Source organism: Cobetia sp. 14N.309.X.WAT.E.A4 (assembly GCF_030397495.1).
Classification (GTDB): Bacteria; Pseudomonadota; Gammaproteobacteria; order Pseudomonadales; family Halomonadaceae; genus Cobetia; species Cobetia marina.
Window position 1 is genome coordinate 124942 of sequence record NZ_JAPNXT010000009.1, and the last position, 24636, is coordinate 149577.

21 protein-coding genes are annotated in these 24636 nt (G+C 61.7%); 9 read left to right on the forward strand and 12 right to left on the reverse strand.

Annotated features, from left to right (window positions below; all coding sequences use genetic code 11):
* Nucleotides 1-108: 108 nt before the first annotated feature.
* The 3 genes from OW493_RS13205 to thiO form a co-directional block, all read right to left on the reverse strand.
* A complete protein-coding gene (locus OW493_RS13205) occupies nt 109-1572 on the reverse strand; it encodes an FAD-binding oxidoreductase (protein ID WP_289864379.1) in 1464 nt (487 codons plus the stop codon).
* Nucleotides 1573-1690: 118 nt separating this feature from the next.
* Nucleotides 1691-2077, reverse strand: a complete 387-nt coding sequence (locus tag OW493_RS13210; protein WP_077374898.1) for a nuclear transport factor 2 family protein — start codon at nt 2075-2077, stop codon at nt 1691-1693.
* Between the two features lie 219 nt (nt 2078-2296).
* Nucleotides 2297-3436, reverse strand: a complete 1140-nt coding sequence (thiO, locus tag OW493_RS13215; RefSeq protein ID WP_289864380.1) for a glycine oxidase ThiO — start codon at nt 3434-3436, stop codon at nt 2297-2299.
* A gap of 194 nt (nt 3437-3630) precedes the next feature.
* Between thiO and OW493_RS13220 the strand changes: the two genes are divergently transcribed.
* Nucleotides 3631-4746, forward strand: coding sequence for an AAA family ATPase (locus tag OW493_RS13220; RefSeq protein WP_289864381.1), 1116 nt, complete (start codon nt 3631-3633; stop codon nt 4744-4746).
* Nucleotides 4743-6518 (forward strand): cobalamin biosynthesis protein CobT, encoded by a 1776-nt coding sequence (locus OW493_RS13225; RefSeq protein WP_289864382.1) that lies wholly within the window; start codon nt 4743-4745, stop codon nt 6516-6518. The genes OW493_RS13220 and OW493_RS13225 overlap by 4 nt, the downstream gene beginning before the upstream one ends.
* A 108-nt stretch (nt 6519-6626) precedes the next feature.
* Here the strand turns inward: OW493_RS13225 and OW493_RS13230 are convergent, their stop codons facing one another.
* Entirely contained in the window at nt 6627-7391 is a 765-nt protein-coding gene (locus tag OW493_RS13230; protein WP_289864383.1) for a hypothetical protein, read from the reverse strand.
* Nucleotides 7392-7910: 519 nt separating this feature from the next.
* Between OW493_RS13230 and OW493_RS13235 the strand changes: the two genes are divergently transcribed.
* Both OW493_RS13235 and OW493_RS13240 read left to right on the forward strand, forming a co-directional pair.
* On the forward strand, nt 7911-8507 hold the full coding sequence (locus tag OW493_RS13235; protein ID WP_289864384.1) for a mobilome CxxCx(11)CxxC protein: 597 nt from the start codon (nt 7911-7913) through the stop codon (nt 8505-8507).
* Nucleotides 8504-8773, forward strand: a complete 270-nt coding sequence (locus OW493_RS13240) for a hypothetical protein (RefSeq protein WP_289864386.1) — start codon at nt 8504-8506, stop codon at nt 8771-8773. Before OW493_RS13235 ends, OW493_RS13240 begins: the two co-directional genes overlap by 4 nt.
* Nucleotides 8774-8860: 87 nt before the next feature.
* On the opposite strand, the gene pta is transcribed toward OW493_RS13240, so the two are convergent.
* The gene (pta, locus tag OW493_RS13245) at nt 8861-9880 is read right to left on the reverse strand and encodes a phosphate acetyltransferase (RefSeq protein WP_289864387.1); all 1020 of its coding nucleotides are present in this window, start codon (nt 9878-9880) and stop codon (nt 8861-8863) included.
* Between the two features lie 153 nt (nt 9881-10033).
* Complete coding sequence (xsc, locus tag OW493_RS13250; RefSeq protein ID WP_233593319.1) at nt 10034-11854, reverse strand: sulfoacetaldehyde acetyltransferase; 1821 nt, start codon at nt 11852-11854, stop codon at nt 10034-10036.
* Nucleotides 11855-12107: 253 nt separating this feature from the next.
* Here xsc and OW493_RS13255 point away from each other — a divergent pair, with 253 nt between their 5' ends.
* Together OW493_RS13255 and OW493_RS13260 are read left to right on the forward strand one after the other, a co-directional pair.
* The gene (locus OW493_RS13255; protein ID WP_289864389.1) at nt 12108-12959 is read left to right on the forward strand and encodes an IclR family transcriptional regulator; all 852 of its coding nucleotides are present in this window, start codon (nt 12108-12110) and stop codon (nt 12957-12959) included.
* Nucleotides 12960-13102: 143 nt separating this feature from the next.
* Nucleotides 13103-13987, forward strand: a complete 885-nt coding sequence (locus OW493_RS13260; RefSeq protein ID WP_289864390.1) for a DMT family transporter — start codon at nt 13103-13105, stop codon at nt 13985-13987.
* Nucleotides 13988-14138: 151 nt separating this feature from the next.
* On the opposite strand, the gene OW493_RS13265 is transcribed toward OW493_RS13260, so the two are convergent.
* From OW493_RS13265 to OW493_RS13285, 5 genes are all read right to left on the reverse strand, one after another.
* Nucleotides 14139-16028: a dihydroxyacetone kinase subunit DhaK gene (locus tag OW493_RS13265; protein ID WP_289864391.1), complete on the reverse strand. Its 1890-nt coding sequence runs from the start codon at nt 16026-16028 to the stop codon at nt 14139-14141.
* Nucleotides 16029-16281: 253 nt separating this feature from the next.
* Nucleotides 16282-17469: a sensor domain-containing diguanylate cyclase gene (locus OW493_RS13270; protein WP_289864392.1), complete on the reverse strand. Its 1188-nt coding sequence runs from the start codon at nt 17467-17469 to the stop codon at nt 16282-16284.
* 260 nt (nt 17470-17729) lie between these two features.
* On the reverse strand, nt 17730-18434 hold the full coding sequence (locus tag OW493_RS13275; RefSeq protein ID WP_289864393.1) for a glutathione S-transferase: 705 nt from the start codon (nt 18432-18434) through the stop codon (nt 17730-17732).
* Between the two features lie 85 nt (nt 18435-18519).
* Nucleotides 18520-18807, reverse strand: a complete 288-nt coding sequence (locus OW493_RS13280) for an HlyU family transcriptional regulator (RefSeq protein WP_307722815.1) — start codon at nt 18805-18807, stop codon at nt 18520-18522.
* 370 nt (nt 18808-19177) lie between these two features.
* The gene (locus OW493_RS13285; RefSeq protein WP_255303132.1) at nt 19178-20440 is read right to left on the reverse strand and encodes an argininosuccinate synthase; all 1263 of its coding nucleotides are present in this window, start codon (nt 20438-20440) and stop codon (nt 19178-19180) included.
* Between the two features lie 302 nt (nt 20441-20742).
* Between OW493_RS13285 and rnt the strand changes: the two genes are divergently transcribed.
* A complete protein-coding gene (gene rnt / locus OW493_RS13290) occupies nt 20743-21438 on the forward strand; it encodes a ribonuclease T (RefSeq protein WP_077375652.1) in 696 nt (231 codons plus the stop codon).
* A gap of 142 nt (nt 21439-21580) precedes the next feature.
* Here the strand turns inward: rnt and grxD are convergent, their stop codons facing one another.
* Nucleotides 21581-21913, reverse strand: coding sequence for a Grx4 family monothiol glutaredoxin (gene grxD, locus OW493_RS13295; protein ID WP_077374932.1), 333 nt, complete (start codon nt 21911-21913; stop codon nt 21581-21583).
* A gap of 350 nt (nt 21914-22263) precedes the next feature.
* On the opposite strand from grxD, the gene argF reads away from it, so the two are divergent.
* Complete coding sequence (gene argF / locus OW493_RS13300) at nt 22264-23181, forward strand: ornithine carbamoyltransferase (RefSeq protein ID WP_077374935.1); 918 nt, start codon at nt 22264-22266, stop codon at nt 23179-23181.
* Between the two features lie 149 nt (nt 23182-23330).
* Nucleotides 23331-24410 (forward strand): ABC transporter ATP-binding protein, encoded by a 1080-nt coding sequence (locus OW493_RS13305; protein WP_157109433.1) that lies wholly within the window; start codon nt 23331-23333, stop codon nt 24408-24410.
* The last annotated feature ends 226 nt before the right edge of the window (nt 24411-24636 follow it).

The window sequence follows — 24636 nt, forward strand, 5'->3', positions numbered from 1 at the left end:
CACTAATGGCAAACTATTACCCTATAGCTAAAAAAGAGGCTCCCTGACTGGCCAACAAGACGTGGCAATCAGGGAGCCTCTTGTCCTTCAGGCAACCTCACTTGCAGGCTACTGCGCCTCGTCCTTCATCGCATACCAGCGATACAGGCAACGCTGGCCGGTGCGACGGAACGGCGCGAACAGCGGCGATTCGACCTTGTTGAGCACATTGGGATACGGCAGACGTGACTGGAAGATCGGCAGCACCAGATCCGCCGCGTCCCTGGCGATCCACTGGGCGAGACGCTTGCCCGCCTGGGCGGAGTACATCACGCCGTTGCCGCCATAGCCCATGGCGTAATAGACGCTCTGCTTCGGGTCCGGCTGATGGATGCGCGGCATCATGTCGTGACTGACATCCACCCAGCCCCACCAGGAGTAATCGACCTCGATGCCGGTCAGCGCCGGGAACTTGCGATGCATGTCGGCGATCAGCAGCTGCTCGTATTGCGCCTTGGGCGCGTCACGGCCTGACACGGCACTGCGGCTACCGATCTGCAGGCGGTTGTCCGGCAGCAGGCGGTAGTAATGGCGCAGCACGCGAGTGTCGGTGAGCACCTGGTGGGTATGAAAGCGTGTCGCCTCGATTTCCTGCGCCGTCAGCGGGCGCGTCACCAGCGAGTTGGAGAGCACCGGCATCAGGCGCTTGTCGAGCTCCGGATGCAGCTTGCCGGAGGTGTAACCGCCGGTGGCCATGCCCACCGAACGCGCCTTGACCACGCCACCCGGCGTTCTCAGATAGTGCACGCCATCGCGGATCTCCCAGCTCTCCACCGGACTTGCCGGGTGTACCTTCACCCCCAGACGTCGCGCCTTGCGCAGATAGCCGAAGGCCAACTTGCCCGGGTGCACGCCGATGCCTTCCGGCTCGTGCATCGCACCGCAGGCCTCTTCATCCCCGACCCACTCGTTGCGCACCGTGGCACCATCGATGATGCGGGCATCGTAGTGGAAGGTCTCGCGCAACAGGCGCGCCTCCTTCTCCAGCCCCGGCATCATGCGCTCGCGGTGGGCGATATACAGATGACCGCCCGGCTGCGGATCGCAGTCGATGTCCTTGATCAGCTCCTTGAAATTCTCCATGCCCTCGACGCACTCACGGTGCAGGCCGTGGGCGGCCTCGAGCCCGTAGCGCTCGATCCACTGCGAGCGCTTGAGGCGGCCTGTGGCGCACTGCGCCTGACCGCCATTGCGGGTCGAGCAGCCCCAGCTAACCCGATTGGCCTCCAGCACGGTGGCCTTGATGCCGTACTTCTCGGCCAGCACGATGGCGGCGGTCAGCCCTGTGAAGCCGGAGCCGACGATCACCACATCGGCGTCGATATCGCCCATCACCGGGCCATCGTCTGCCGGCGGCTCACCGGCGGTGGCGACCCAGTAGGTCGGCGCGTAGTCACGCCCTTCGCCGGGGGTGGCGCTCACCAGCGGGTCGTAGGCCGGGTCATACGGCCGCGAGGCCTGAGTGGCCGGGCGCAGCTCTGATTCGTTGCCCATGTCCGACGGCCGGGCGCCGTGCTGCACGATAGTTTCCATCTCGAACACCTCCTCTCACCCGCAGGGCGCGCACGCCATGAACTGACGCCATGACGTGCTGCCCCTGGGGCAAAGACAGCTTCAGAAACCTCTTCCCTGATCGGTGCACCGCTGGCGCTCAGACGTTGACGGGCGGACGGTTCTTGCGGAAGGCATTCTTGATCGCGATCTTGCCGTCACGCAGCGTGAAGGCGTCGATCATGCGCGCTTCGCTGCGCGCGCCATCGGCAGTGGTGCCGGTGTAGGTGCTGATGACGAAGCCACGCTCGCCATCGGCGAAGATTTCCGCGTCGATCCACTGGGCATCCGGCGCGTTCTGCCAGGCAGCGGAGAGGCCCGCGCGCACTGCGTCCTGACCGGCGAAGGTCTTGCCTTCGAGTTCCGGCCCGGCGATGGCGAGGAATTCGCAGTCATCGGTCATCATCGACAGGCAGTCGTCGATGTCGTGACGGTTGAGGGCATCGCAGAAGGCACTCAGCAGTTCGATGGTGGCTTGGTGGGTCATGGGTCGGGCTCCGCAGTCTTGTTGTTGGGCTTGTTGGTCGAGCGTGTCGTTTGAGCAAGGGCATCAGCGATCGCTGCGCCATGCCCCGAGACTACGCCCCTGCCATCATTGCCCTTTAGCACCAGTTGGCGGCCAGCGATTGGGCCAGTTGGCGCCATTGCGGCGTGCCTGGTGCCAACTGGACCCATCGTCCCCCCAAGCCCGCACGAGACAGCGGGGTCAACTCGCCAGAGCGGTGGCGATCTCGACTCCCGGCGGCGTGAAGGCCTGAGCCGACATGAAGCTCTCGCGGCCCAGCAGAATGTCACTGAGCAGACGCGTGGCAGCCGGCGCCAGCACCAGGCCGTTACGGTAGTGGCCCGCATTCACGTAGAGGCCGTGAAGCCCCGGTACCGCGCCTATGAAGGGCGTGCCATCCGGCGTGCCCGGACGCAGGCCAGCCCAGTGATGCTCCGGTTCAAGCTCACCCAGCGCAGGCAGAATGCTCGCGGCGCTGGCATGCAGTGATTCGCGCGCCTGCGCGGTGGTGCTCTTGTCGAAGTCCTGATGCTCCAGCGTCGAGCCGATCAGAATCCGCCCATCGGCGCGCGGAATCACGTAGCGGCCATCGCACAGCACCACCCGCGACAATAGTGGCTCGTCCACACTGCAAAGCCCCGCCGCCACCGGATTGAACACCATCATCTGGCCCTTCACCGGGCGCACCGGCAGCAGTACACCGGCCGCGGCCAATAGCCTGCCGCTCCAGGCGCCGCCACACACCACGACGTTGTCTGCGCTGACGGTCTCATCAACCAGCCGTGCGCCCGTGACGTGGTGATCCGCGCCGATCATCAGCTCCTGCACCTCGCAGCCTTCGCGCACCTCGACACGCACATGCGCCAGCAGACGCGCACGCAGCGCCTGTCCGAGACGCGGATTGCGGATGCTGCCCAGCGTCGGCATCCACAGCGCCTGCTGATGGCCCGCCGCCAGATGCGGCTCACGCGCGTAGAGCGCCTCCCGCCCGATCACCTCCAACGGCTTGTGCTGAGTGCGCGCCCAGTCCAGCGCCAGTGCCTCATCCTCCACCCGCAGGTAGATCAAGCCCTTCTGGCGGTATTCGGGGTCGATGCCGGTGGCCTCCTTGAGCGCCTCGGCAAGCCTGGGGTATTCGCCTTCTGACCAGCGTGACAGCGACGAGATGGCACTCGAGTAGCGCCACGGATACAGCGGCGAGACGATGCCGCCCCCGGCCCACGACGCCTCGCGCCCGCACTGGCCGCGCTCCAGCAGCGTGACCGTCTGGCCGGCCTCGGCCAGCTGCCACGCCATCATCATGCCCATCACGCCGCCACCAATGATCAGGGTATCGCTCATCTGCCTTGCTCCTGCGGGGGAATGAATAATCACAAATCTCATATTTCGATACGATTTGCATTATTTTTAGAAACAAAGCTATATTCAAGCCATTGCCGCTGCCCGGTTTCCTGCGTCTTCGCGACAGGTCTGCCGACCTCCCCGATACAGGTCTGCCTGGCAGCCACCGACAAGAATGACGAGGGAGACACCCCGTGAGCGACGCCAGCTTGACGCCTTCCAGCAGTGATGAAAGCTCTGTCAGTGATAGAAACCCTGCCAGCGATGCAAACCCTGCCACCTCTGCCGAGCAGCCCCTGCCCGCCGGCCAGTTGCAGCCCACTGAGCTGCGCGGCGTGCGCGAACTGTTCGGCATCGACAGTGATCTCAAGGTGCCGGTCTTTCTGGAGCGCGACGCTCACGTGCCGGAAATTGATGACGCCTATCGCTTCAATCCCGATGTCACCCTCGCCATCCTCGCCGGCTTCACCAACAACCGCCGCGTGATGGTTCAGGGCCTGCATGGCACCGGCAAATCGACCCATATCGAGCAGATCGCCGCGCGCCTCAACTGGCCGTGCCTGCGCGTCAATCTCGATGGCCATGTCAGCCGGCTGGATCTGGTCGGCAAGGACGCCATCGTGATTCGCGACGGCGTGCAGGTCACCGAATTCCAGGAAGGCATCGTGCCCTGGTCACTGACTCGCCCCATCGCGCTGATCTTCGATGAGTACGATGCCGGCCGTCCGGACGTGATGTTCGTCATCCAGCGCATTCTGGAGCGTGACGGCCACTTCACGCTGCTGGACCAGAACCGCGTGATTCGCCCGCACCCGCAGTTCCGGCTGTTCGCCACCGCCAATACCGTGGGGCTGGGCAATCAGGATGGGCTCTATCACGGCACCCAGCTGCTCAACCATGCGCAGATCGATCGCTGGAACATCGTCGCCAAGCTGGATTACCTGCCACGGGATGAGGAAGTGAAGATCGTGCTGGCCCGCGTGCCCGCCAAGGACAACGAACGTGGCCAGGCGCTGATTCGCGCGATGGTCGCGGTGGCGGACCTCACCCGCAAGGGCTTCGCCAATGGCGATCTGTCGAGCCTGATGTCGCCGCGTACCGTGATCACATGGGCGGAGAACTGCGAGATCTTCCGCAATCCGGCGCTGGCCTTCCGCCTCTCCTACCTCAACAAATGCGATGAGCATGAGCGCCCGCTGGTCGCCGAGTTCTATCAGCGCTGCTTCGCCAGGGAGCTTGAGGAATCCGCGGCGCTGATGGAGAGCGATCTGATGAATGAACAGGACATCGACAAGGGAGCCCGGGCATGAGTTCGGCCCAGCAGGTACGCCGTCGTCAGCAGTATCTCGAGGAGCTTGCGGCGGCAAGTCTCGGGGCACTCAGCGGTCAGGCCGGCTGGGCCTATCGGGGGCGGCGCCTGAGTCGGCATGCTCAGGCGCTGCCACTGCGCACGCCGCATCTGCGCCTTGAGGAAGATGACTGCACGCTCGACAACTATCGCGCGGTCAGCGATGCCATCGCGTTGCGCCTGCTCCACACCAACGAGGCGCTGCATCTGGCGGCGCGTCCGGCGCTGCCGGAAACCCGCCTGATCTATGACCTGCTGGAGCAGCTGCGCGTCGAGGCGCTGGTCGATCCTGACATGCCCGGCGTGAAGGAGAATCTGGCGCGGCGCTTCACCGACTGGTGCCTGGCCTTCTATCACGCGGGCCTGACCGAGACGAGCAGCGGCATCCTCATCTACAGCGTCATCCAGTCGTGCTGGTCGCGCCTGATGGCCTGTGCGGTGATCCACGAGACGGAGGATTACATCGAGACGACGCGCGCCTCCTTCTATCAGGCACTGGGCGCTGACATGGCGGGGCTGAGACGCACGCGTTTCGATCAGGCGGCCTATCAGCAGCATGCGCTGAGCATCAGCCTGTGGCTGGAGCAGGAGCTGGCCGAATCGCTGGAGGAGCAGGACGGCGAGGAGGAGGACGACTCCGATGCCAGACAACGCTTCGCGCTGTTTCTGGAAAACGAGGATGAGGAAGCGAGTCTGCTCGAGGAGCAGGCGGCATCGCCGCTGCCGAGTCATCGGCGTGGCGCGCCGGAGGAATTGCTGCCCTATCAGGTGTTCACCACGGCCTATGACCGCGAGCTGGAACCGGCCAGACGCATGCGCGCGGCCCTGCTCGATGAGTATCGTCAGGCGCTGGATACGCGTCTGGCGGAACAGAAGATCAACGTGCGGCGCCTGGCACGTCAGCTGGCGCGGCATTTCAGCTCGCCACAGCGTGAGGGATGGCACTTCGGGGAGGAGGAAGGAATCATCGATGGGCGGCGGCTGAGTCAGGTGATTTCCTCGCCGGCCGAGCGGCGGGTCTTCCAGCGCGAGCGCTGGGTGCCCGAGGCCAGTGCGCAGATCAGTTTCCTGATCGACTGCTCCGGCTCGATGAAGGTACATGGCGAAGCGGTGGCAATGCTGATCGAGATACTCACCCGCGCGCTGGACATGGCCGGTGTGCCCACCGAGGTGCTCGGCTTCACCACTGGCGCCTGGAATGGCGGCCGCGCCCTCAAGGACTGGCGACGCGCCGGCAAGCCCGCACGACCGGGCCGCCTGAATGAAGTGCAGTATCTGATCTTCAAGCCCGCCTCGCTGGCGTGGCGCCGTGCGCGCCGCCACTTCGGCGCTCTGCTCAAGGCCGATCTCTACCGCGAAGGTGTGGATGGCGAAGCCGTGCAATGGGCCTGCTCACGTCTCGCCGACCATGCCTCTGCGGGGCCAACCGGAGCCCCTGCCAAAGAAGGCGCGCGCCGTCTGCTGGTCGTCATCTCCGATGGCAGCCCCTGTGACAGCGCCACCAACACCGCCAATGACGAACAGTACCTCGACAGCCACCTCAAGCAGGTTGTCGCGCAACAGACCCGCTCCGGCCGCCAGGCCATCCTCGGCCTCGGCGTCGGGCTGGACCTCAGCGCCTACTACCCCAATCAGCTGATCATCGATCTTGAGCGCACCCTCGACAACGCCCTCGCCGATGAGATTGTTCATCACATGGCGCTGGCGTGTCGACATCAGGGGAAGAAAAAGTAGCAATGGAAATTCACTAATAACAACTTTGGCACTAGATTTTTAGCTTATAGCTAGCCAAAAATCTAGTATTGCCCCCTAACACAAAAACATTTACTGCTGCTTGCCAAATCACTGCATTGCTAATGTTAGTTTATCACTCCGCTTTTTATTCTTCTCCATAGCTTTAAAATTACTAAAATCTTCCAATATTTTTATATAACATTCATATGTACACAAAACCTCATCTACCACTCTATCTTCTATAGCCAGCCTATTATTTGAGTCATATAAGTCCCAAACACTCTTACCGTCGTCGAATTTCCTCTCCGGAAGATATTTCTGTAGAATACTCTTTTTTGTTTTTGGATACATAAACCTATTAGCATTATTGAAAACTCCAATAGATAATTGAGATATATCAATTACTCTGAGAGAATTTTGAAAATAAAACGCCTCTGCATTAGAAATTAAGCTGTGTTTCTTAAACAACTCGAAAAGAATAGGTACATCAGATGACGAAATGCCTATACCACATAACACAGGCGACACTTTTCCTTGATGGGCACTATAGACAACATCATAAGAGCTTCTAATTAAGCCATATATAGACTCTAAGAGCTCTTTTTCAGACTCATGATCCCATAACCATAGAGATTCTACTTTACCGCTATCAATCTTACTATTATGAACAAAGTCTTTCTGTGGGTTTGCAACTAAAAAGCTACCACCCAATAACCTATGATCATCATGCCAAGGGTTATAGCAAAATCCTTTCTTATTTCGACCCTCTGAGGGCACATAGAACTCAAGATCAAAAAATATAACCCGACATTTATGTAGCTTGATCCTAAAATTACTCATAGCATTCCTTATAACAAAATTATCATCTTCCATGAAAGCTTCAAAGTTACATAGATTGAATGCAAAGTCAATCCTAGGTCAACAGGAGGGATAACCAAATAATACAATCAAGCATGACCACAACGGCCCAGCGTAAATATCGATCACACTAAACTGACTCCTACAACCTTTAAACGCGCTAAAGCAAAAATGCAGGGGAAAATTACCCACTAATAAAGTAATTGAAAACAATATTCTCATTACAATTATTTTGGAATAAACGTATAACTGCACGAATAATAGAAACATCGACGCATTCAACTAATAAAGTTATCACTTACTAGTTCCACTTATAAGCTAGCTTATGAATTCACTACTAGACTCAAATTCAGCACCGCTCACCTCAACAAACTAGTCAACATATCCAACCGCTATCAATATATCACACTGCATATATTAGATATGCGAAAATTTATTTTTCATCTATAATGAATTTATCCCAACAACAATCTTGCAATAACAAACATAGTACTATGTTCGCTAAAACTAATTGATAAATTCGGAATTATTATAATGACACTTTCAGAAGAATCATATAAAGAGAAATGCAGAGAAATTGTTTTTTATTCTTTTGGAACCGTATTTATACTTAAGAACAAAAAGAAGAAATACTCAAGAATAACTACTACCATACTGTTACTAGGGATAATTGTTCCTATATTAAGCTACTCATTACTATTAATATCAGATACTGATTCACTACAGATAACTGAGGAGCTGAAGATTTTATTCTACATTCTAGGTGTAATCCAAGTTGTGATTTCAGTAATTTCACTAGCATACAAATGGGAGGACAAAAAAACACACGCTGATAAAGCCATTGAAAAAAACTTAGAATTCCATAACAAAGCTAAAGATCTTCAGGACTCTAACTTAACTGCGACCAAACAAGAAATAACAAGATTATGGGATGATTATAACCATCAAGAAAAACTAGATATTGGAGTAATTTCAGTATCGCGCAAAGAAGAAAGAGCAGCGATGAGCCATACTTTATATAACCTTGGCTTAAACTGTGCAAAGTGCGATAAAACACCAATAAGGTCATCACTACCTTATTTCGGATATAAGTGTGATTGTTGTGGACAAAATTTAAAGGAGAGATTATGAGCAACGAAAAGTTATTAAAAGCCCTCGAAGCTTATAACAAGCTTAGCAGAATTGAGCAGAGGTTGTTTTTGATAGAAATAAGAAAACGAAGCTCAAAACACACAAAACCAGCTTCATCGGGCATAGCCTTTCAACATAAAATAAGAAAAAGTGAAACGCATCATGGGACTATGTCATATAGTGGGGTCGATCCCAAAGGAGCTACTATCAATTTTGGGCCTAGACCCAAAAGAACAAATGATAACGAAGATGACATTCAAGACTAACCAAGTGTAATTTTATATTTTACTCTGGGCAGGCTTTCGCCTGCCCTATACGCCGTGAGCGGCTAACAGAAGGAAAAGAAGGAAAAATCAGTCTTGCGGGGTGCGCTGCTGTGCCTGGACGACAGTCACCGCAATGACATTGAGGATGTCGGCGGTGGAGCAGCCGCGCGAGAGGTCGTTGGCGGGTTTGGCGAGGCCCTGGAGCAGCGGGCCGATGGCTTCAGCACCGCCGATGCGTTCGGCAAGCTTGTAGCCGATGTTGCCGGCTTCCAGATTGGGGAATACCAGCACGTTGGAGGTGCCCTTGACGCGGGAGGTAGGCAGCTTGCGCTCGGCGATTTCCGCCACGATGGCGGCGTCGAGCTGCACGTCTTCATCGATGGCGATCTCCGGGCGTTGCTCCCGCACGAGATGCGCGGCCTGCACCACCTTGTCCACCGAGGCGTGATGCGCGCTGCCATTGGTGGAGAACGACAGCATCGCCACCCGCGGGTCTTCCCCGAGCAGAGCCTGGGCGCTGTCGGCGGCGGCCAGCGCGATCTGCGAAAGCTCTTCCGCGTCGGGGTCGATCACCAGCCCGCAGTCCGAGAAGATCATGCCGCCCTTCAGGTTGTGGAACGGCTTGCACAGCATCATCAGAAAGAAGCTGGAGACCAGCTTGCTGCCCGGCGCCAGGCCCAGTAACTGGATGGCGCTACGCACCACATCGGCGGTGGTATTCACCGCCCCCGCCACCGAGCCATCCGCCAGCCCTTCGCGCACCAGCATGTTGGCGAATGTCAGCGGATCACGAATCTTCTCGGCGGCCTGCTCCGCCGTCATGCCCTTGGCCGCGCGATGGGCGTGCAGCGCCTCGGCAAGCCTGGCGGTGTGCTCGGAGATGGCGGGGTCGATCAGCTCACAGCTTCCCAGCGAGCCATCCTCGAGCCCGGCTTCTCTGGCGGTGGCGGCGATGACGGTCGGGTCGCCCACCAGCATCACCTGCGCCAGGCCCTGCTCCGCCGCGCTCATCGCCGCCTGCACCACCCGCATGTCCTGCCCTTCGCAGAGCACGATACGACGCGGGTCTGCCTTGGCCCGCGCCAGAATGTTGTTGAGTGCCTTCATGTCTGTCTCCTCGCTGCCCTTGCAGGCAGCCGACACATCCAAAAAGCCCCGGACATCAGAAATGGCCGGGGCAAGGGAGAGGTTCCGTCTAGCTTGCGTGTTGCGCCATGTTCGCTTGCGCGCCTGTCCACTCAGGCGCGCAAGGGCCGGGCGTTACACGTAATCCTGATACTTCTCGAGCAGACGCACCGGCTTCTTGAGGGCGTCGCGGCGGAACGGGTCGCCCAGTTCGCGCGTACACATCACCTCGATGACGCAGGTCTTGCCTTCGTTCATCTGCATGTCGATGGCCTTCTTGAGCGCCGGGCCCACGTCTTCCAGACGGTCGACGGTGATGCCTTCGGCCCCCATGGAGCGTGCGATCTCGGCGAAGCTCTGGTTGTCCAGCTCACCGGCGACGAAGCGACGGTTGTAGAACTCGACCTGGTTCTTCTTCTCGGCGCCCCACTGACGGTTGTGGAAGACGACGGCGGTGACCGGAATGTCGTGACGCACGGCGGTCATGATTTCCATCAGGCTCATGCCCCAGGCGCCGTCACCGGCGTAGGCGATGGCCGGACGTTCCGGCGCGGCGGTCTTGGCACCCATGATGGTCGGCAGAGCGTAGCCGCAGTTGCCGAAGCTCATCGGGGCGAAGAAGCTGCGTGGCTTGTCGAAGCGCAGATAGCTGTGGGCCACGGAATTGATGTTGCCGATGTCGGTGGAGACCATGACATCTTCCGGCATGGCCTTTTCCAGCTCGCGCAGGACCTGACGCGGGTGCAGGTATTCTCCGCCGGAGAACGGCTTCTCGTCCTTGGCCTCGTCGATGGCGTCGAGGCTGAAGGCGTCCTTCTCGTGGGTCCACTCGTCAAGCTCGGCTTCCCAGGCGGCCTTCTCTTCGCGGATGGTGCTGAGGCGCGAATCCTTGGTGGCATCGCACTCGAGATTGCGACCGGACAGGCGCTCGGTCAGGGCGATGGCCGCTTCACGCGCGTCACCGCAGATGCCGACGGAGATCTTCTTCACCAGCCCCAGCATCTTGTGGTCGGCGTCGATCTGGATGATCTTCGCGTCCTTCGGCCAGTAGTCCATGCCGTGCTGCGGCAGGGTACCGAACGGCCCGAGACGCGTGCCCAGCGCGATGACGACATCGGCCTGGGAGATCAGCTTCATGCCCGCCTTGGAGCCCTGATAGCCGAGCGGACCACACCACAGCGGGTGGCTGGCCGGGAAGGAATCGTTGTGCTGGTAGCTGTTGACCACCGGCGCGCCGAGACGCTCTGCCAGTGCCTTGCACTCCTCGACGCCATCCGCCATCACCACACCGCCACCGGAAACGATGACCGGGAACCTGGCGCTGGCCAGCAGCTCGGCTGCCTCATCCAGACTCTTGCTGCCACCCGGGCCACGGTCCACGCGTGCCGGCTTGGGAATCTCGCACTCGATCTCGCCGTAGAAGTAGTCACGCGGAATGTTGAGCTGGGTCGGGCCCATCTCGGACATGGCGCGATCAAAGCAGCGGCCGGTGTATTCCGCCATGCGCGACGGGTGGGTGACGTGGCCCTGGTACTTGGTGAATTCCTGGAACATCGGCAGCTGCTTGCATTCCTGGAAGCCGCCCAGGCCGATGCCGGTGGTGCCGGCTTCCGGGGTGACGATGACCACCGGGCTGTGCGCCCAGTAAGCGGCCGCGATGCCGGTGACGCAGTTGGAGATGCCCGGGCCGTTCTGGCCGATGACCATACCATGACGGCCGGAGACACGCGCATAGCCGTCGGCCATGTGAGCGGCGCCCTGCTCATGCACCACCGGGATCAGGCGGATGCCGGCCGGCGCGAAGATGTCCATTGCATCCATGAAGGCGGAACCCATGATGCCGAACATGTCGGTGACGCCATTGGCGACCATGGTTTCCACGAAAGCCTCGGAGGGCGTCATCTTCTGCTTGCCCTGCACGACCTTGCGGTTGTCTGCGCTGTCTTGAGTGCTCATGGCGTCTCCAACTATCAATTTTATGTTTATTGGTACATTTAGTTCCGATTAACGAAACATGTGACCAAAATTAGCCCTCACCATGGCGCTCGTCAAGCTAGATTTCATAAAATGATAGAAAACGTGTCTTTTTTAGAAACTTCTTCCGTCCTATGGAGTACTGTTAAAGTAGGCACAGCAACGCAAGGCACTGACGGGCCGAGCGTTTCGGCGCCACACTGCCCAGCGCACGGATTGAAGGAGGGAATAGCCCATGAACAGTGCCACCCAGCCCCAGGCAAGCCTGCCGCGTGCCAGCAAGGACACTGACAAGGACACCGGCAAGGAAGGCAGCAGGATAGAAGGCGATACGCCCGCCCAGCGTCTACTGGCGCTGCTGGAGGTGATCGCCGCCAAGGATCAGTTCTTCACGCTGCAAGGACTGGTGGAAGAGACCGGCCTGCCCAAACCGACGCTGCATCGCATGCTCCAGCAGCTGGAAGGCAGCGGCATGCTGCAGCGCGAGGCGGACAACCGCCATTACAGCAAGGGCAGCCGGCTGCGCCGTCTGGCGGAGAACCTGCTGCTCAACGATACCGTGCAGGGCGCGCGCCACGGCGTGCTCAGCCGGCTGATGGAAGAAGTCGGCGAGAGCTGCAACATCACCGCGCTGTCCGGCAGCGAAGTGCTGTATCTGGACCGCGTCGAGACCCAGGCCCCGCTGCGCTTCTATCTGCACCCCGGTTCCCGCGTGCCGGTGCATTGCTCCGCCAGCGGCAAGCTGTTTCTGGCCCAGATGCCGCCCGCCCAGCGCCGCCGCCTGCTGACCGGCACGCCGCTGAACGCGATGACGCGCAACACCCTGACCGACATCGAGTCCGTCGAGGCCGAGATCGAGCAGGTCCGCCAGCAGGGCTTCGCGCTGGATGACGAGGAATTTCTGCCCGGTCTGGTGTGCATCGCGGTGCTGGCGCCCAATCCCGATGGGCCCTCCAACATCGGCGTGGCGATCCAGGCGCCGGTGATGCGTCAGTCGCGTGAGGACATGCTCAAGCATCTGCCGGCACTCGAGCGCGCCGCCCGCGATATCGCCGCCATCCAGCGCGGTGCGATACCGGCCTCCTGAGGCCAGTGGGCTGGGGCTGGGGCAGAAGCTGGGCTGGAGCTCGGCAGAAGCGGGACAGCGACAGACACAAGGTCGTGCTTCCCGTGATGCGCGTGAGGGGCTAGCCTAGCGGACTGCCTTCCACACGCCACGTCGAGAACACCATGTCCGCCAGCGATGCCTTGCGTCTTGTCCTGCTTTCCACCCTGTGGGGCATGTCTTTCATCTTCATGCGCGTGGCCGCGCCGGAATTCGGCCCGACCACATTGATTCTGCTGCGCATGGGCATCGGCGCGCTGGTGCTGGCCCCGCTGCTGCTGGGCGCGGGCCGCCTGAAGATGCTGTGGGAACACAAGGGCCCGCTTGCGGTGCTGGGCCTGACCAGTCAGGCACTGCCCTTCTGCCTGCTGGCGCTGGCCACCACCCAGCTGGAGGCCGGCTTCACCTCGCTGATCAACGCCACCACGCCACTGTTCACCGCGCTGCTGGGCATGGCGCTGTTCGCCACGCCGATCCAGAAGCAACAGTATCTGGGACTGGCCGTGGCCTTCAGCGGGGTCTATGTGCTGTCGAGTGACCGCCTCGATTTCCAGCTCGGCGGCGATGGCTGGTTCATCCTCGCCGCCCTGGGGGCGACCTTCTGCTATGGCTTCGCCTCCAATTTCTCGCGCCAGCGTCTGAGTCACCTGCCCTCACCGGTGCTGGCCGCGGGCAGCTCGCTGATGTCGTCCCTGCTGTTGCTGATTCCGGGCCTGTGGATGTGGCCGACAACCAGCGTCAGCCTGGAGGCCTGGGGCAGCGCCATCGCGCTGGCGGTACTCAGCACCAGCCTCGCCTTCCTGATCTTCTTCCGCCTGCTGGCCAGCGCCGGCGCCACCGCGACCACTTCCGTCACCTTCCTGGTACCGGTCAGCGCCTTGCTGTGGGGCAACATGCTGCTCGATGAGGTGATCGATGCGCGCATCCTCACCGGCATGGGCATCACCCTGCTGGGCACCGCCATCGCCACGCGTCTGATTCGCCTGCCGACTCGCCAGAAAGTCGCCTGACGGCTGCCGCGCAATGCCAGAAGGCCCGCCCCTGAACGTGAGGTTCATGGGCGGGCCTTTTGGTTTATGGGGCTTTGGTTTTAGAGCTTTTTGGGGCTGGAGAGCTCAGACACTAGTCATTCGGGTCAACCGGCTCAGCCGGTCAATCGAATCAGCCCGCCGCTTCCTCGGCGGCATCCGCCAGCGCTTCAAAGACACGCGCCACGGCTTCCGCGCCCGGGTCGTTGTGGCCGACCAGATGGGAGGAAGGCACGTAAGCGGAGCGTCCGGCGCGTGCCTTGGTCATCTCCGCGGTGGCATCCGCTCCCTGGCGGGCGGCGCGTGCCATCGCGGCCCAATCGATGCGCTCGCCCTGCACCGACGCCTGCTGCTCACCCTGCACCGACGCCTGCAGTGCGTCCAACGCCGGCAACAGCGCATCCAGCAGGCTGCGGTCCCCGCGCACGGCGCCGCCGTAATGCTGCATCCGCCCCACGCCGTGATCGAGCGCCTCATGCCAGCGCTGCCCCAGCGAGGCAGGTGCACGGGCGTCTGCCTCGCTGGCTTGCGTCTTCCACCGCGTCGCCGCCGCGGTGAACAGGGTCGAGAGCAGCACGCCACTGGAACCGCCCATGCCGTAGGCCAGCTGCTTGCCGATGGAGGTCATCAGCTCGCCACTGTCACCACAGGCCAGCTCACAGTCCTCCAGCGCTTCCAACACGGCACGGGCACCGCCGGCAAAGGTGGTGCCGGTATCCCCGTCCCCGCTGATGGCATCGAGACGATCGAGATCCACCTCACTGGCCAGCAGGACTTCCAGCACAGCACGCAGCCGCTGCTCGACCTGAGGGTCGCCCGGCAGCGCTACCCTCGCCCGGCCTTCCCGGGCAGCACGCGCCTGGCAATCGGCCTTGGCTCGGGCGCGCTCGGCAAGAGTGGAGGCGTCTTGAACAGCGCGCCCCCCCTCCTGACGAGGCGTGAAATGCGCCAGCGGCACCACCCGCTGAACACCGGGCCAGGCACGCGGCGCACAGCGGGCGTCCAGTGCCTCTTCCAGCAAGCCGTCCAGTGGCAACAGCGTCAGCGAGAAGCCGTGCATGTCCAGTGAGGTCATCAGCGGCTGGGGTCCCACCACGGCGTGAATGCCCAGCGCCTGCAGCGACGGATGCGCCAGCGCCTCGTCGAGCAGCACCGCGCGCTCCAATGCCGAGCAGCCACCCAGATCATTGATCATCAGCAGATGGCCGGTGGCGGGCAGGTCACCCCCGGCCTCCTTGCGCGAGTGCCCCTGTATCAGCGCCGCCACTACCTGATCCATCAGGGCATGCACGTCGCAGTCTCCAGCGTGGCTGGCGAACTCCAGCGTGGTGGCGCCCGGCTCGCCATGAATGCCGAGCCCCAGCTCCGGCGCGCGTGGCTCACGCGGCTTGCCGGGATGACGCCCGACATCGAGTGCCATGCCCAGGGTCGAGCAGCTGTCCGCCACCCGGCGCGCCACGGCGGTGACCTCCTCGAGATCCGCGCCGCCTGCCGCCAGTGCCCCGGCGATCTTGTGGACCAGCAAGGTGCCAGCCAGCCCGCGCGGCTGCGGGTTGTCAGGCAGCGCCACATCATCGGCGACGATGACCATCTCGACCTTGAGTCCTTCCTGACGTGCCCGTTCGGCCGCCAGACCGAAATTGAGGCGGTCTCCGGTGTAGTTCTTGACGATCAACAGGGTGCCCGCGTCACCGGTCACCTCTCTGAGCGCCGCGAGCACCGCCTCCACCGTCGGTGAGGCGAACAGCTCGCCACATACCGCCGCGGTGAGCATGCCGGCCCCGACGAAGCCGGCATGCGCGGGCTCATGCCCGGAACCCCCGCCGGAAATCAGCGCGACCTGATCGCGCTGCCAGTCATCGCGCACCACCAGGCGCATGCCGCTGTCCGGCGCGGACAGACGCAGGCCGCTGCCATCGGGGTGCTGCAACTGGGCACTGCCGGAAAGCGCCGCGCCGATGATATCGCCCGACTGATGGAAGAACTGATTGACGCACTGTCGGCCTGTCTCGTTGTGACTCATCCTTCACTCCTTGAGGACCCTCGCCCTGCTGGTGACATGACGCCTGTCATCTCTCTGCCAGTGTCAGTCAACCATTGCCCATGCGGGATTGCCATCCGACATGACGATCAGTCCCGAGGCAGACAGAGATGACAGGACGATACCGAGCTGACAGAAGCTCCGAGATGTCAGAAGCTCCGAGATGTCAGAAGTTCTGAGAGGCAGTGATAGCACAAGCAGATGGCAATGCGGCGTCAGCCTGCCATCCGCGCTGTCACTCGTCGATGACCGGGCGGGTGGCGGGGTCACGCGCAGGCGTGAGGGGGATGGCGCTGTCTGCACGTGTCGCGGCGGAGGCCTGGGCCAGGGTGTCCAGCGGCGAGGCGACGGGGATCTCGGGAGGCAGCCGTGGGGAGGTGCCGGCGGCGTGACGCGCTCTGGAGGAAGAGTCCTGCAAAGCGCTGATGCGGGGCGCCTCGCCATGCCGCGAGGGGGCATGCAGATGGTAGCCGTGCTTGCCGCTGCGCTTGACGCGATACATCGCCTGATCGGCATATTCCAGTGCGGTCGCGAAGTTGCCGTTGGCGTCTCGGCCGAAGCAGACCCCGATGCTCAGGCCGATGCTGGCCTGTCCCGTGCTGATCTCGAGGGGCTGGCCGAAGCGTGCCAGCCAGCGCCGCACGATCATCTCGATACGCGCCGGTGTCATGCGCGGCAGCTGGAACAGGAACTCATCCCCGCCGAAGCGCGCGGCCAGGTGGTGATGGACGCCCAGATGATGCAGCTCTTCATTGAGACCGTGGGCGAGCAATACCAGCACTTCATCGCCAGCACGATGTCCCAGCGCATCATTGACCTGCTTGAAGCCATCCACGTCGATGAACAGCAGCGCACTGTCGTCCGCCAGCTGGCGCTTGAACCAGCCATTGATGGCCTGGCGATTGGAAAGTCCCGTCAGTGCATCGGTGCTGGCCAGGGCATTGAGACGAGTCTCGTAATCCTTCTCGTGGCTGATGTCGGTATGGGTGCCCAGCAGCCGCAGCGCCTTGCCATTCGCGTCACGTTCGACGACTCGCCCCCTGTCCGCGACCCAGGTGATGCTGCCGTCTCGGGCCAGCATGCGATGCACCACCTGATAGACTTCGGTGCGCCCGGCGAGATGGTCCTCGAGATTGGCGAGCACCTCGTCGCGGTCTTCCGGGTGGAGGTGATCTCGCCAGACATCGAAGTGAGCGTTCAACTCGCCGGGCTGATAACCCAGCATGCGCCCCCAGCGATAGTTGAAGATGGTGAGCTTGCCGGTGGGAACTTCCAGCTGCCAGAGACGCAGGCCCGTGCCGTCGAGGGTCGACGACAACTTCTCCTCCAGACTCGCGACACGGCGCTCCAGACGTGCCTTGTCGCGCTCCATCTGCTGGATCGTGGCCTCAAGCGACTGCTCACGTAGACTCTTGCGTGTCATTCCCTCGTCCCCGGTTGACTCCCTGTCCCGCTACCCGTCACCCACCCGGATAGCCTCGCGGGGGAATCACACTCCCGATCCCCCGCGTGATGGCCTAGGCGACATCCCGATGTCGCACCACCTCGGCCTTTGCTGCCTGCATGCCGGTCTGCATGCCCTGTCCACACGCCTGGTCCACACGCCCTGTTCACATGCCCTGTTCACATGCCCTGTCTGCGCAGGGGGTGCAGGGGCGACGTGTCGCCCCGGTCGCTCGGGGATCAGAGGGCCAGTTCGCCACCCTTGTCCACGGCGCGCTGGAAGGCGGCGCGCGCCCGGATGCGCGCCAGCCAGTCCTGGATGTTCGGATGATTCTTGAGCCCCTGACGCGTATCGAGCGCCTGGATCGGGAAGCTCATCTGGATATCGGCACCGGTCAGGGCGTCACCGGCAAGCCAGGGGCGACGTTCGAGGCAGGTATCCATGTAGGTGAGGTGCGCCTTGATTTCCGGGCTGATGAACTTGTCATTGACTCCCTTGGCCAGCAGGCGGGCGACCGGGCGGATCAACCACGGCACCGGAGGCTTGTCGAGACGCGAGAACACCAGCCTGATCATCAGCGGCAACATGGCGGAGCCTTCGGCGAAGTGCAGCCAGAAACGGTAATCGCGCTCGGCCTGAGTCCCGGGGGCAGGTCTGAGGTGGGCACTCTCCCCACTGCCCTGCGAGCCATAGACATCGATGAGGTATTCGATGATGGCGCCGGACTCCGCGACCACGACAGGCGCTCCCGTGTCACCGGACAGCGTGGTGTCGGTGATCACCGGCGCCTTGCCCAGCGGGTGGATGTCCTTGAGTGCCCGGGGCGCACGCATGCTCCCGGCGTCACGGGCATGGATTTCCAGGCGGTATTCCAGATTCAGCTCTTCCAACAGCCACAGAATGCGCTGCGAGCGTGAGTTTTCCAGATGGTGCACCGTGATCATGTCGTCTCCCTGAATCGTGCTTCCTGAACGCAGGCTTCGATGCCGAGTTCGACGAGGATACCCGCCGGGTACCCATCACGTCGGCTCAGCGTTCGAAGATCGTGTCGCCCAGATCATCGATGGTGCGTTTCGCCTTGAGCACGGTCAGCTCCACGGCGCCGTCTTCTCCCGGCACGGTGTCGGAGCGCTCGAAGCGATGCTCCAGCGTCTCGCCCCCTTCCAATGGCTTGCGAATCACGCCGGAGACCCGGTACTGCCCTTCGTGCTTCTGCGGCATGGCGACGATGAGGTAACCATTGTATTCGACGGCCTCCGGTTCCTTGACCGGCGCAGGCTCGCCTGCGGAAAACAGTTTCTTGAGCATTCCCAGCATGTTGAAGGATCCTTCGGTGGCCGGCCTCTAGTGTCACCGGCATTCACCTGGAAAAAGTGAAAGAAATGAGAGTTTATGATGAGACCCTCAGCATGCCACGCCCCCGTGCCGGGGGAAATGCGACCTTCCCACCAGACACTAAGCCGCATGCCATCCGGGGCACGCGTACGGGCGTCGCGCTGGCCGCTTGCATGGCGCGGCTTGCATATCGCGACTTGCATGGCACGACTTGCATGGCACAGATGGCAGAACGCCGGCCCCGTCAGCAGTCCGGGGACTGCCACCAGGGCCGGCGTCTTGATGACCCGACAGACATCGTCATCGGGTCAGATGGGCAGGCGATCTCTCAGCATGCGCATCCGGTGATGCCTTACTCGATGCCACGTCCCTTGCTGGCCGCGATACGCAGGCGCAGGGAGTTCAGCTTGATGAAGCCGGCAGCGTCCTTCTGGTCGTAGGCGCCTGCATCGTCCTCGAAGGTCGCGATGGAGGCGTCGAACAGTGAATCCTCGGACTGACGACCCACGACGATGACGTTGCCCTTGTAGAGCTTGAGACGCACGACGCCGTTGACGACCTTCTGGGACTCATCGATGGCCGCCTGCAGCATGCGACGCTCCGGGCTCCACCAGTAGCCGTTGTACACCAGCTCAGCGTACTTGGGCATCATCTCGTCCTTCAGGTGAGCCGCTTCGCGGTCCAGGGTGATGGATTCGATGGCACGGTGAGCACGCATCATGATGGTGCCGCCCGGTGTTTCGTAGCAGCCACGGGACTTCATGCCGACATAACGGTTCTCGACGATGTCGAGACGGCCGATGCCGTTGGCGCCGCCGACCTTGTTCAGGTACTCGAGCACTTCGTGAGCGGCCATTTCCTTGCCATCGATGGCAGTGATGTCGCCCTTGGTGTAGGTCAGGTCGATGTAGGTCGCCTCGTTCGGCGCCTGCTCCGGGCTGACGCTCCAGCGCCACATCTCTTCTTCGCACTCGGTCCACGGGTCTTCCAGCACGCCACCTTCATAGGAGATGTGCAGAAGGTTCGCGTCCATGGAGTACGGCGACTTCTTCTTGTTCTTGGCGTAGTCGACTTCGATACCGTGCTGCTCACAGTATTCCATCAACTTCTCGCGGGAGTTCAGATCCCACTCACGCCACGGCGCGATGACCTGGATGCCCGGCTTCAGCGCGTAGGCGCCCAGCTCGAAACGCACCTGGTCGTTGCCCTTGCCGGTCGCACCGTGGGAGATGGCGTCAGCGCCGGTCTCGTTGGCGATCTCGACCAGGCGACGCGCGATCAGCGGACGTGCGATGGAGGTGCCCAGCAGGTACTCGCCTTCGTAGATGGCGTTGGCACGGAACATCGGGAAGACGTAATCGCGGACGAAGGTCTCGCGCAGATCCTCGATGTAGATCTCCTTCACGCCGAGGGCTTCCGCCTTGGCACGCGCCGGCTCGACTTCCTCGCCCTGACCGAGGTCAGCGGTGAAGGTCACGACTTCACAGTTGTAGGTTTCCTGCAGCCACTTGACGATGACTGAAGTGTCCAGGCCGCCGGAGTAGGCGAGAACGACCTTTTGCACGTCGGACATGCTTGACTCCTGAGTTGATGCTTGTAGTTCCCGCGATGCCACCGCCCGAGGACGGGGACGCAGGTGGGGATGGATCGTACGGTCGCGAGGAAGGCCTGCCCAGCAGGTGGCCGCCCGTTGCCACTCGAATCACGATGTGGGGCCGATTATAGCGAGGCTGGCACCTCACCGATACTGCTGACAGGCGCTGTCATGGGCAGAACGGGACCTGGCGCCCCCCTGCCGGGGCCGCCCTGACGCCTGCGCCGCGACGTGTCCGTATCGCCCTGCTACAATTGCTCTCCTTGAGCGCCGGCGAGACGCACGGCGCAGCACGAGACGCAATGACGGGATTGGAGATCTTGATGACCCAGGCGAGCGAGCGCACGCTGATGGCACAACGCTTCCGTGGCTTCCTGCCAGTGGTGGTGGACCTCGAGACAGGTGGATTCAATGCCGCCGGAGATGCACTGCTCGAGATCGCTGCCGTCACGCTGACCATGGATGACGACGGCAACATGGTGCCGGATGCCACCTACGCCTTTCACGTGGCGCCCTTTGAAGGGGCCAATATCGAGCAGTCGGCACTGGACTTCACCGGGATCGATCTGGACAACCCGGTACGCAAGCAGGTGGCCGTGGCCGAGAATCAGGCACTGGGCGAAATCTTCAGCCCGATACGCAAGGCCATCAAGGCACATGGCTGCACACGTGCGGTGCTGGTCGGTCACAACGCGGCCTTCGATCAGGGCTTCCTGAACGCGGCGGTGGAGCGTTGCGGTATCAAGCGCAACCCGTTCCACCCGTTCTCGTGCTTCGATACCGCCTCGCTTGCGGGCCTGGTCTACGGCCAGACGGTACTGGCCCGCGCCTGCCGCGCCGCCGGCATCGAGTTCGACAACGCTTCCGCCCACTCGGCGCGCTATGACACCGAGCGCACCGCGGAGCTGTTCTGCGCGATGGTCAATCGCTTCAAGGACCTGGGCGGCTGGGATCTGGCGATGAAGGAACAGGGCATGAACGACGAGGTGCCCGCCTCGCTCGAGACGCCTGCCACCTGACAGCCAGGGGCTTGCCCGGCCCGGCCGTGCATGACAGCCCTGCCAAAGCGCCACACGAAAACGCCCCCGCAGCCAGGCTGCGGGGGCGTTTTGTCTGACAGGCTCCGCTCAGATCAGAACATGCCTGACCCGAGGAGACCGATCACTCGGCAGCCGCTTCCTGAGCGGCCTGCTTGATCATCGGTTCCAGCTCGCCGTTCTGGTACATCTCGACCACGATGTCGCAGCCGCCGACCAGCTCGCCGTTGATCCACAGCTGCGGGAAGGTCGGCCAGTTGGCGTACTTCGGCAGCTCCGCACGGATGTCCGGGTTGTCCAGGATGTTGACGAAGGCGAAACGCTCGCCGCACGCCATCACGGCCTGGACGGTCTGGGCGGAGAAACCGCACTGCGGCAGCTGCGGCGTGCCCTTCATGTACAGCAGGATGGGGTTCTCGCCAATCTGCTTCTCGATCGATTCGATGGTGGTGCTCATGTGCAATCCTCGGACGGTGGGCGCAAGGCCCGTGAGTGTCATTCCCTCATTCTACTGAGGGTGAGCCACGAATTCAGCCCCCGATATTGCCCCAGGGCGAGATTGGTGTCTGCAGGGCAGGCCGGCGATGTCGCTGTCGGCAGGCTGACCGGCGTACGCGCGGGGCGAGGCAAGGGCTCTCGATGCCTCGCGAGACGCCTCGGCGTTGCGCCCGCCCGCTCAGCTGGCTAGGATGGCTCTTTTGACAGGCAGCGCCAATCGGGCGCCGTGATCGTCGGCGACTTCCTTCCCTCCGACGCATGGCGCCCTTTTCGATGGTGCTGCCCGAGACCCTGACAGGAGCCCGCTCGATGGCCACCCGGCACTTTCTGACTCTGCTTGACCTTTCTCCGGAAGAACTCGATTACCTGATTCAGCGCGCCATCACCATCAAGGATGGCTTGAAGAAGGAAGGTCCGGTCTACACGCCGTTCGCCAACCGTACCCTGGCGATGATCTTCGAGAAGTCCTCCACGCGCACCCGTGTGTCCTTCGAGACGGCGATGGCCCAGTTCGGCGGCCATGCCCTGTTCCTGTCGCCGCGCGATACCCAGCTGGGCCGTGGCGAGCCGATCGGTGACACCGCGCGCGTGCTCTCCGAGATGGTGGATGGCGTGATGATCCGCACCTTCGCGCACTCCGATATCGAAGCCTTCGCCGATGCCTCCAGCGTGCCGGTCATCAATGCACTCACCGATGACTACCATCCGTGCCAGCTGCTGGCTGACGTGATGACCTGGACCGAGTGCCGTGGCTCCGTGAAGGGCAAGACAGCGGTCTGGATCGGCGATGGCAACAACATGTGCCATTCCTGGATCAACGCCGCACGCCAGTTCGACTTCATCCTGCGCATCTGCTGCCCGGAAGGCTACGAGCCGGACAGTGAGATCGTCGCGGCAGCCGGTCAGCGCGTCAGCATCCACCGCGACCCGCAGGAAGCCGTCCAGGGCGCGGATCTGGTGACCACCGATGTCTGGGCCTCCATGGGCCAGGAAGAGGAGCAGCTCAAGCGCGAAGCCGACTTCGCCGGCTACCAGGTCGATGAAGCCATGCTCGACAAGGCCGCCGATGACGTCATCTTCCTGCACTGCCTGCCGGCACACCGCGGCGAAGAGATCAGCATGGGGCTGCTGGATGACCCGCGCGCCGTCGTCTGGCAGGAAGCCGGCAACCGTCTGCACGCCCAGAAGGCATTGCTCGAATTCCTGATGCTGGGTCGTCAGGACTGAATCAGCCCTGCCTGTCGCCGCCTGCATCCATGCCGGCGGCGACATCGTATGCACAGACAGGCGGGCGCGTGAGCTCAGCGCCCGCCCCTGATGCCCTCGCCGGCTGTTCCACTCGCTGCCCTTCTCGTTTTCTGGACCGACCCGCCATCATGCAACCGCTCCTGCAGATTGATTCTCTGGAATGTCGCTACGACACCACCGTGGTGACCCGTGACATCAATTTCTCTCTCAACAAGGGGGATATCGCCTGCCTGCTCGGCCCGTCCGGCTGCGGCAAGACGACCCTGCTGCGCGCGATCGCCGGCTTTGAACCGGTGGCGGTCGGTGAGATTCGCCTCGAGGGAGAAGTGCTCTCCAGCGCCACCCAGCTGACGGCGCCGGAAGAGCGGCACGTCGGCATGGTCTTTCAGGATTACGCCCTGTTTCCGCACCTGAGCGTGGCGGACAACGTGGGGTTTGGCGTACGCCGCATGCCGAAGGCCGAGCGCAATGCCAAGGTAGCGGAACTGCTGACGCTGGTCGGTCTGGGGCATCTGGGCGAGCGTTTTCCGCATGAACTCTCGGGCGGACAGCAGCAGCGCGTGGCCCTGGCACGCGCGCTGGCGCCGGAGCCACGCATCCTGCTGCTCGACGAGCCGTTCTCGAATCTGGACGTGGAGCTGCGCCGCCAGCTGAGCCAGGAGGTGCGCCGAATTCTCAAGCACCTCGGCATCAGCGCGGTACTGGTCACCCATGATCAGAACGAAGCCTTCGCGATGGCGGACCAGATCGGCGTCATCCATGCCGGGCACCTGCAGCAATGGGATACGCCGTTCAATCTGTATCACGAGCCGGCCACGCGCTTCGTCGCCAACTTCATCGGTCAGGGCTACTTCATCCCCGGCACGCTGGCGGACAACGAAAGCGTCTCCACCGAACTCGGGGTGATCCGCGGCAACCGTGCCTATCCGTATGACGCCGGGACACCGGTGGACGTGCTGCTGCGTCCGGATGATCTGGTGCTGGCTGAAGGAGAGGCGGAAACCAGTGATCTCAAGGCGCGCGTGCTCAGCGCGACCTTCGCCGGTACCAGCACCCTGTATCGCCTGGCCTTGCCGTCAGGTCGTGAGGTCGAGGCGGCCTTCAACAGCCACCATGACTATCACCCCGGGGAAGACGTCAGTCTGCGCATTCAGGCCGATCACCTGATCCTGTTCGAACGACTGGAAGACAGCGACGCGGGAATGTGAATGCTTGACCGCCATTCGCCGTGGCACTGACACGGCGAATGGCTCGGGCGAGCGCTGCTGATGCCTGCGTTACCGAAGGCGGCCGACGGCGGGGGTGGCCCTGTGAAGGGCAAGAGGCAATGAACCAAAAAAAAGCGGCCACCCCGAAGGATGGCCGCTTTTTCAATATTCTGGTGGAGCCTAGCGGGATCGAACCGCTGACCTCAACACTGCCAGTGTTGCGCTC

Bases quoted from the DNA above. Each gene is read 5' to 3' on its own strand.
- OW493_RS13280 (WP_307722815.1), bottom strand. From the start codon at position 18,807: ATGCTGGGAATGCTCAAGAAACTGTTTTCCGCAGGCGAGCCTGCGCCG.
- OW493_RS13230 (WP_289864383.1), bottom strand. From the start codon at position 7,391: ATGGAAGATGATAATTTTGTTATAAGGAATGCTATGAGTAATTTTAGG.
- OW493_RS13240 (WP_289864386.1), top strand. From the start codon at position 8,504: ATGAGCAACGAAAAGTTATTAAAAGCCCTCGAAGCTTATAACAAGCTT.
- OW493_RS13210 (WP_077374898.1), bottom strand. From the start codon at position 2,077: ATGACCCACCAAGCCACCATCGAACTGCTGAGTGCCTTCTGCGATGCC.
- OW493_RS13205 (WP_289864379.1), bottom strand. From the start codon at position 1,572: ATGGAAACTATCGTGCAGCACGGCGCCCGGCCGTCGGACATGGGCAAC.
- thiO (WP_289864380.1), bottom strand. From the start codon at position 3,436: ATGAGCGATACCCTGATCATTGGTGGCGGCGTGATGGGCATGATGATG.
- argF (WP_077374935.1), top strand. From the start codon at position 22,264: ATGGCCACCCGGCACTTTCTGACTCTGCTTGACCTTTCTCCGGAAGAA.
- OW493_RS13265 (WP_289864391.1), bottom strand. From the start codon at position 16,028: ATGAGTCACAACGAGACAGGCCGACAGTGCGTCAATCAGTTCTTCCAT.
- OW493_RS13225 (WP_289864382.1), top strand. From the start codon at position 4,743: ATGAGTTCGGCCCAGCAGGTACGCCGTCGTCAGCAGTATCTCGAGGAG.
- OW493_RS13270 (WP_289864392.1), bottom strand. From the start codon at position 17,469: ATGACACGCAAGAGTCTACGTGAGCAGTCGCTTGAGGCCACGATCCAG.
- OW493_RS13275 (WP_289864393.1), bottom strand. From the start codon at position 18,434: ATGATCACGGTGCACCATCTGGAAAACTCACGCTCGCAGCGCATTCTG.
- pta (WP_289864387.1), bottom strand. From the start codon at position 9,880: ATGAAGGCACTCAACAACATTCTGGCGCGGGCCAAGGCAGACCCGCGT.
- OW493_RS13260 (WP_289864390.1), top strand. From the start codon at position 13,103: ATGTCCGCCAGCGATGCCTTGCGTCTTGTCCTGCTTTCCACCCTGTGG.
- OW493_RS13255 (WP_289864389.1), top strand. From the start codon at position 12,108: ATGAACAGTGCCACCCAGCCCCAGGCAAGCCTGCCGCGTGCCAGCAAG.
- OW493_RS13235 (WP_289864384.1), top strand. From the start codon at position 7,911: ATGACACTTTCAGAAGAATCATATAAAGAGAAATGCAGAGAAATTGTT.
- grxD (WP_077374932.1), bottom strand. From the start codon at position 21,913: ATGAGCACCACCATCGAATCGATCGAGAAGCAGATTGGCGAGAACCCC.
- OW493_RS13305 (WP_157109433.1), top strand. From the start codon at position 23,331: ATGCAACCGCTCCTGCAGATTGATTCTCTGGAATGTCGCTACGACACC.
- rnt (WP_077375652.1), top strand. From the start codon at position 20,743: ATGACCCAGGCGAGCGAGCGCACGCTGATGGCACAACGCTTCCGTGGC.
- xsc (WP_233593319.1), bottom strand. From the start codon at position 11,854: ATGAGCACTCAAGACAGCGCAGACAACCGCAAGGTCGTGCAGGGCAAG.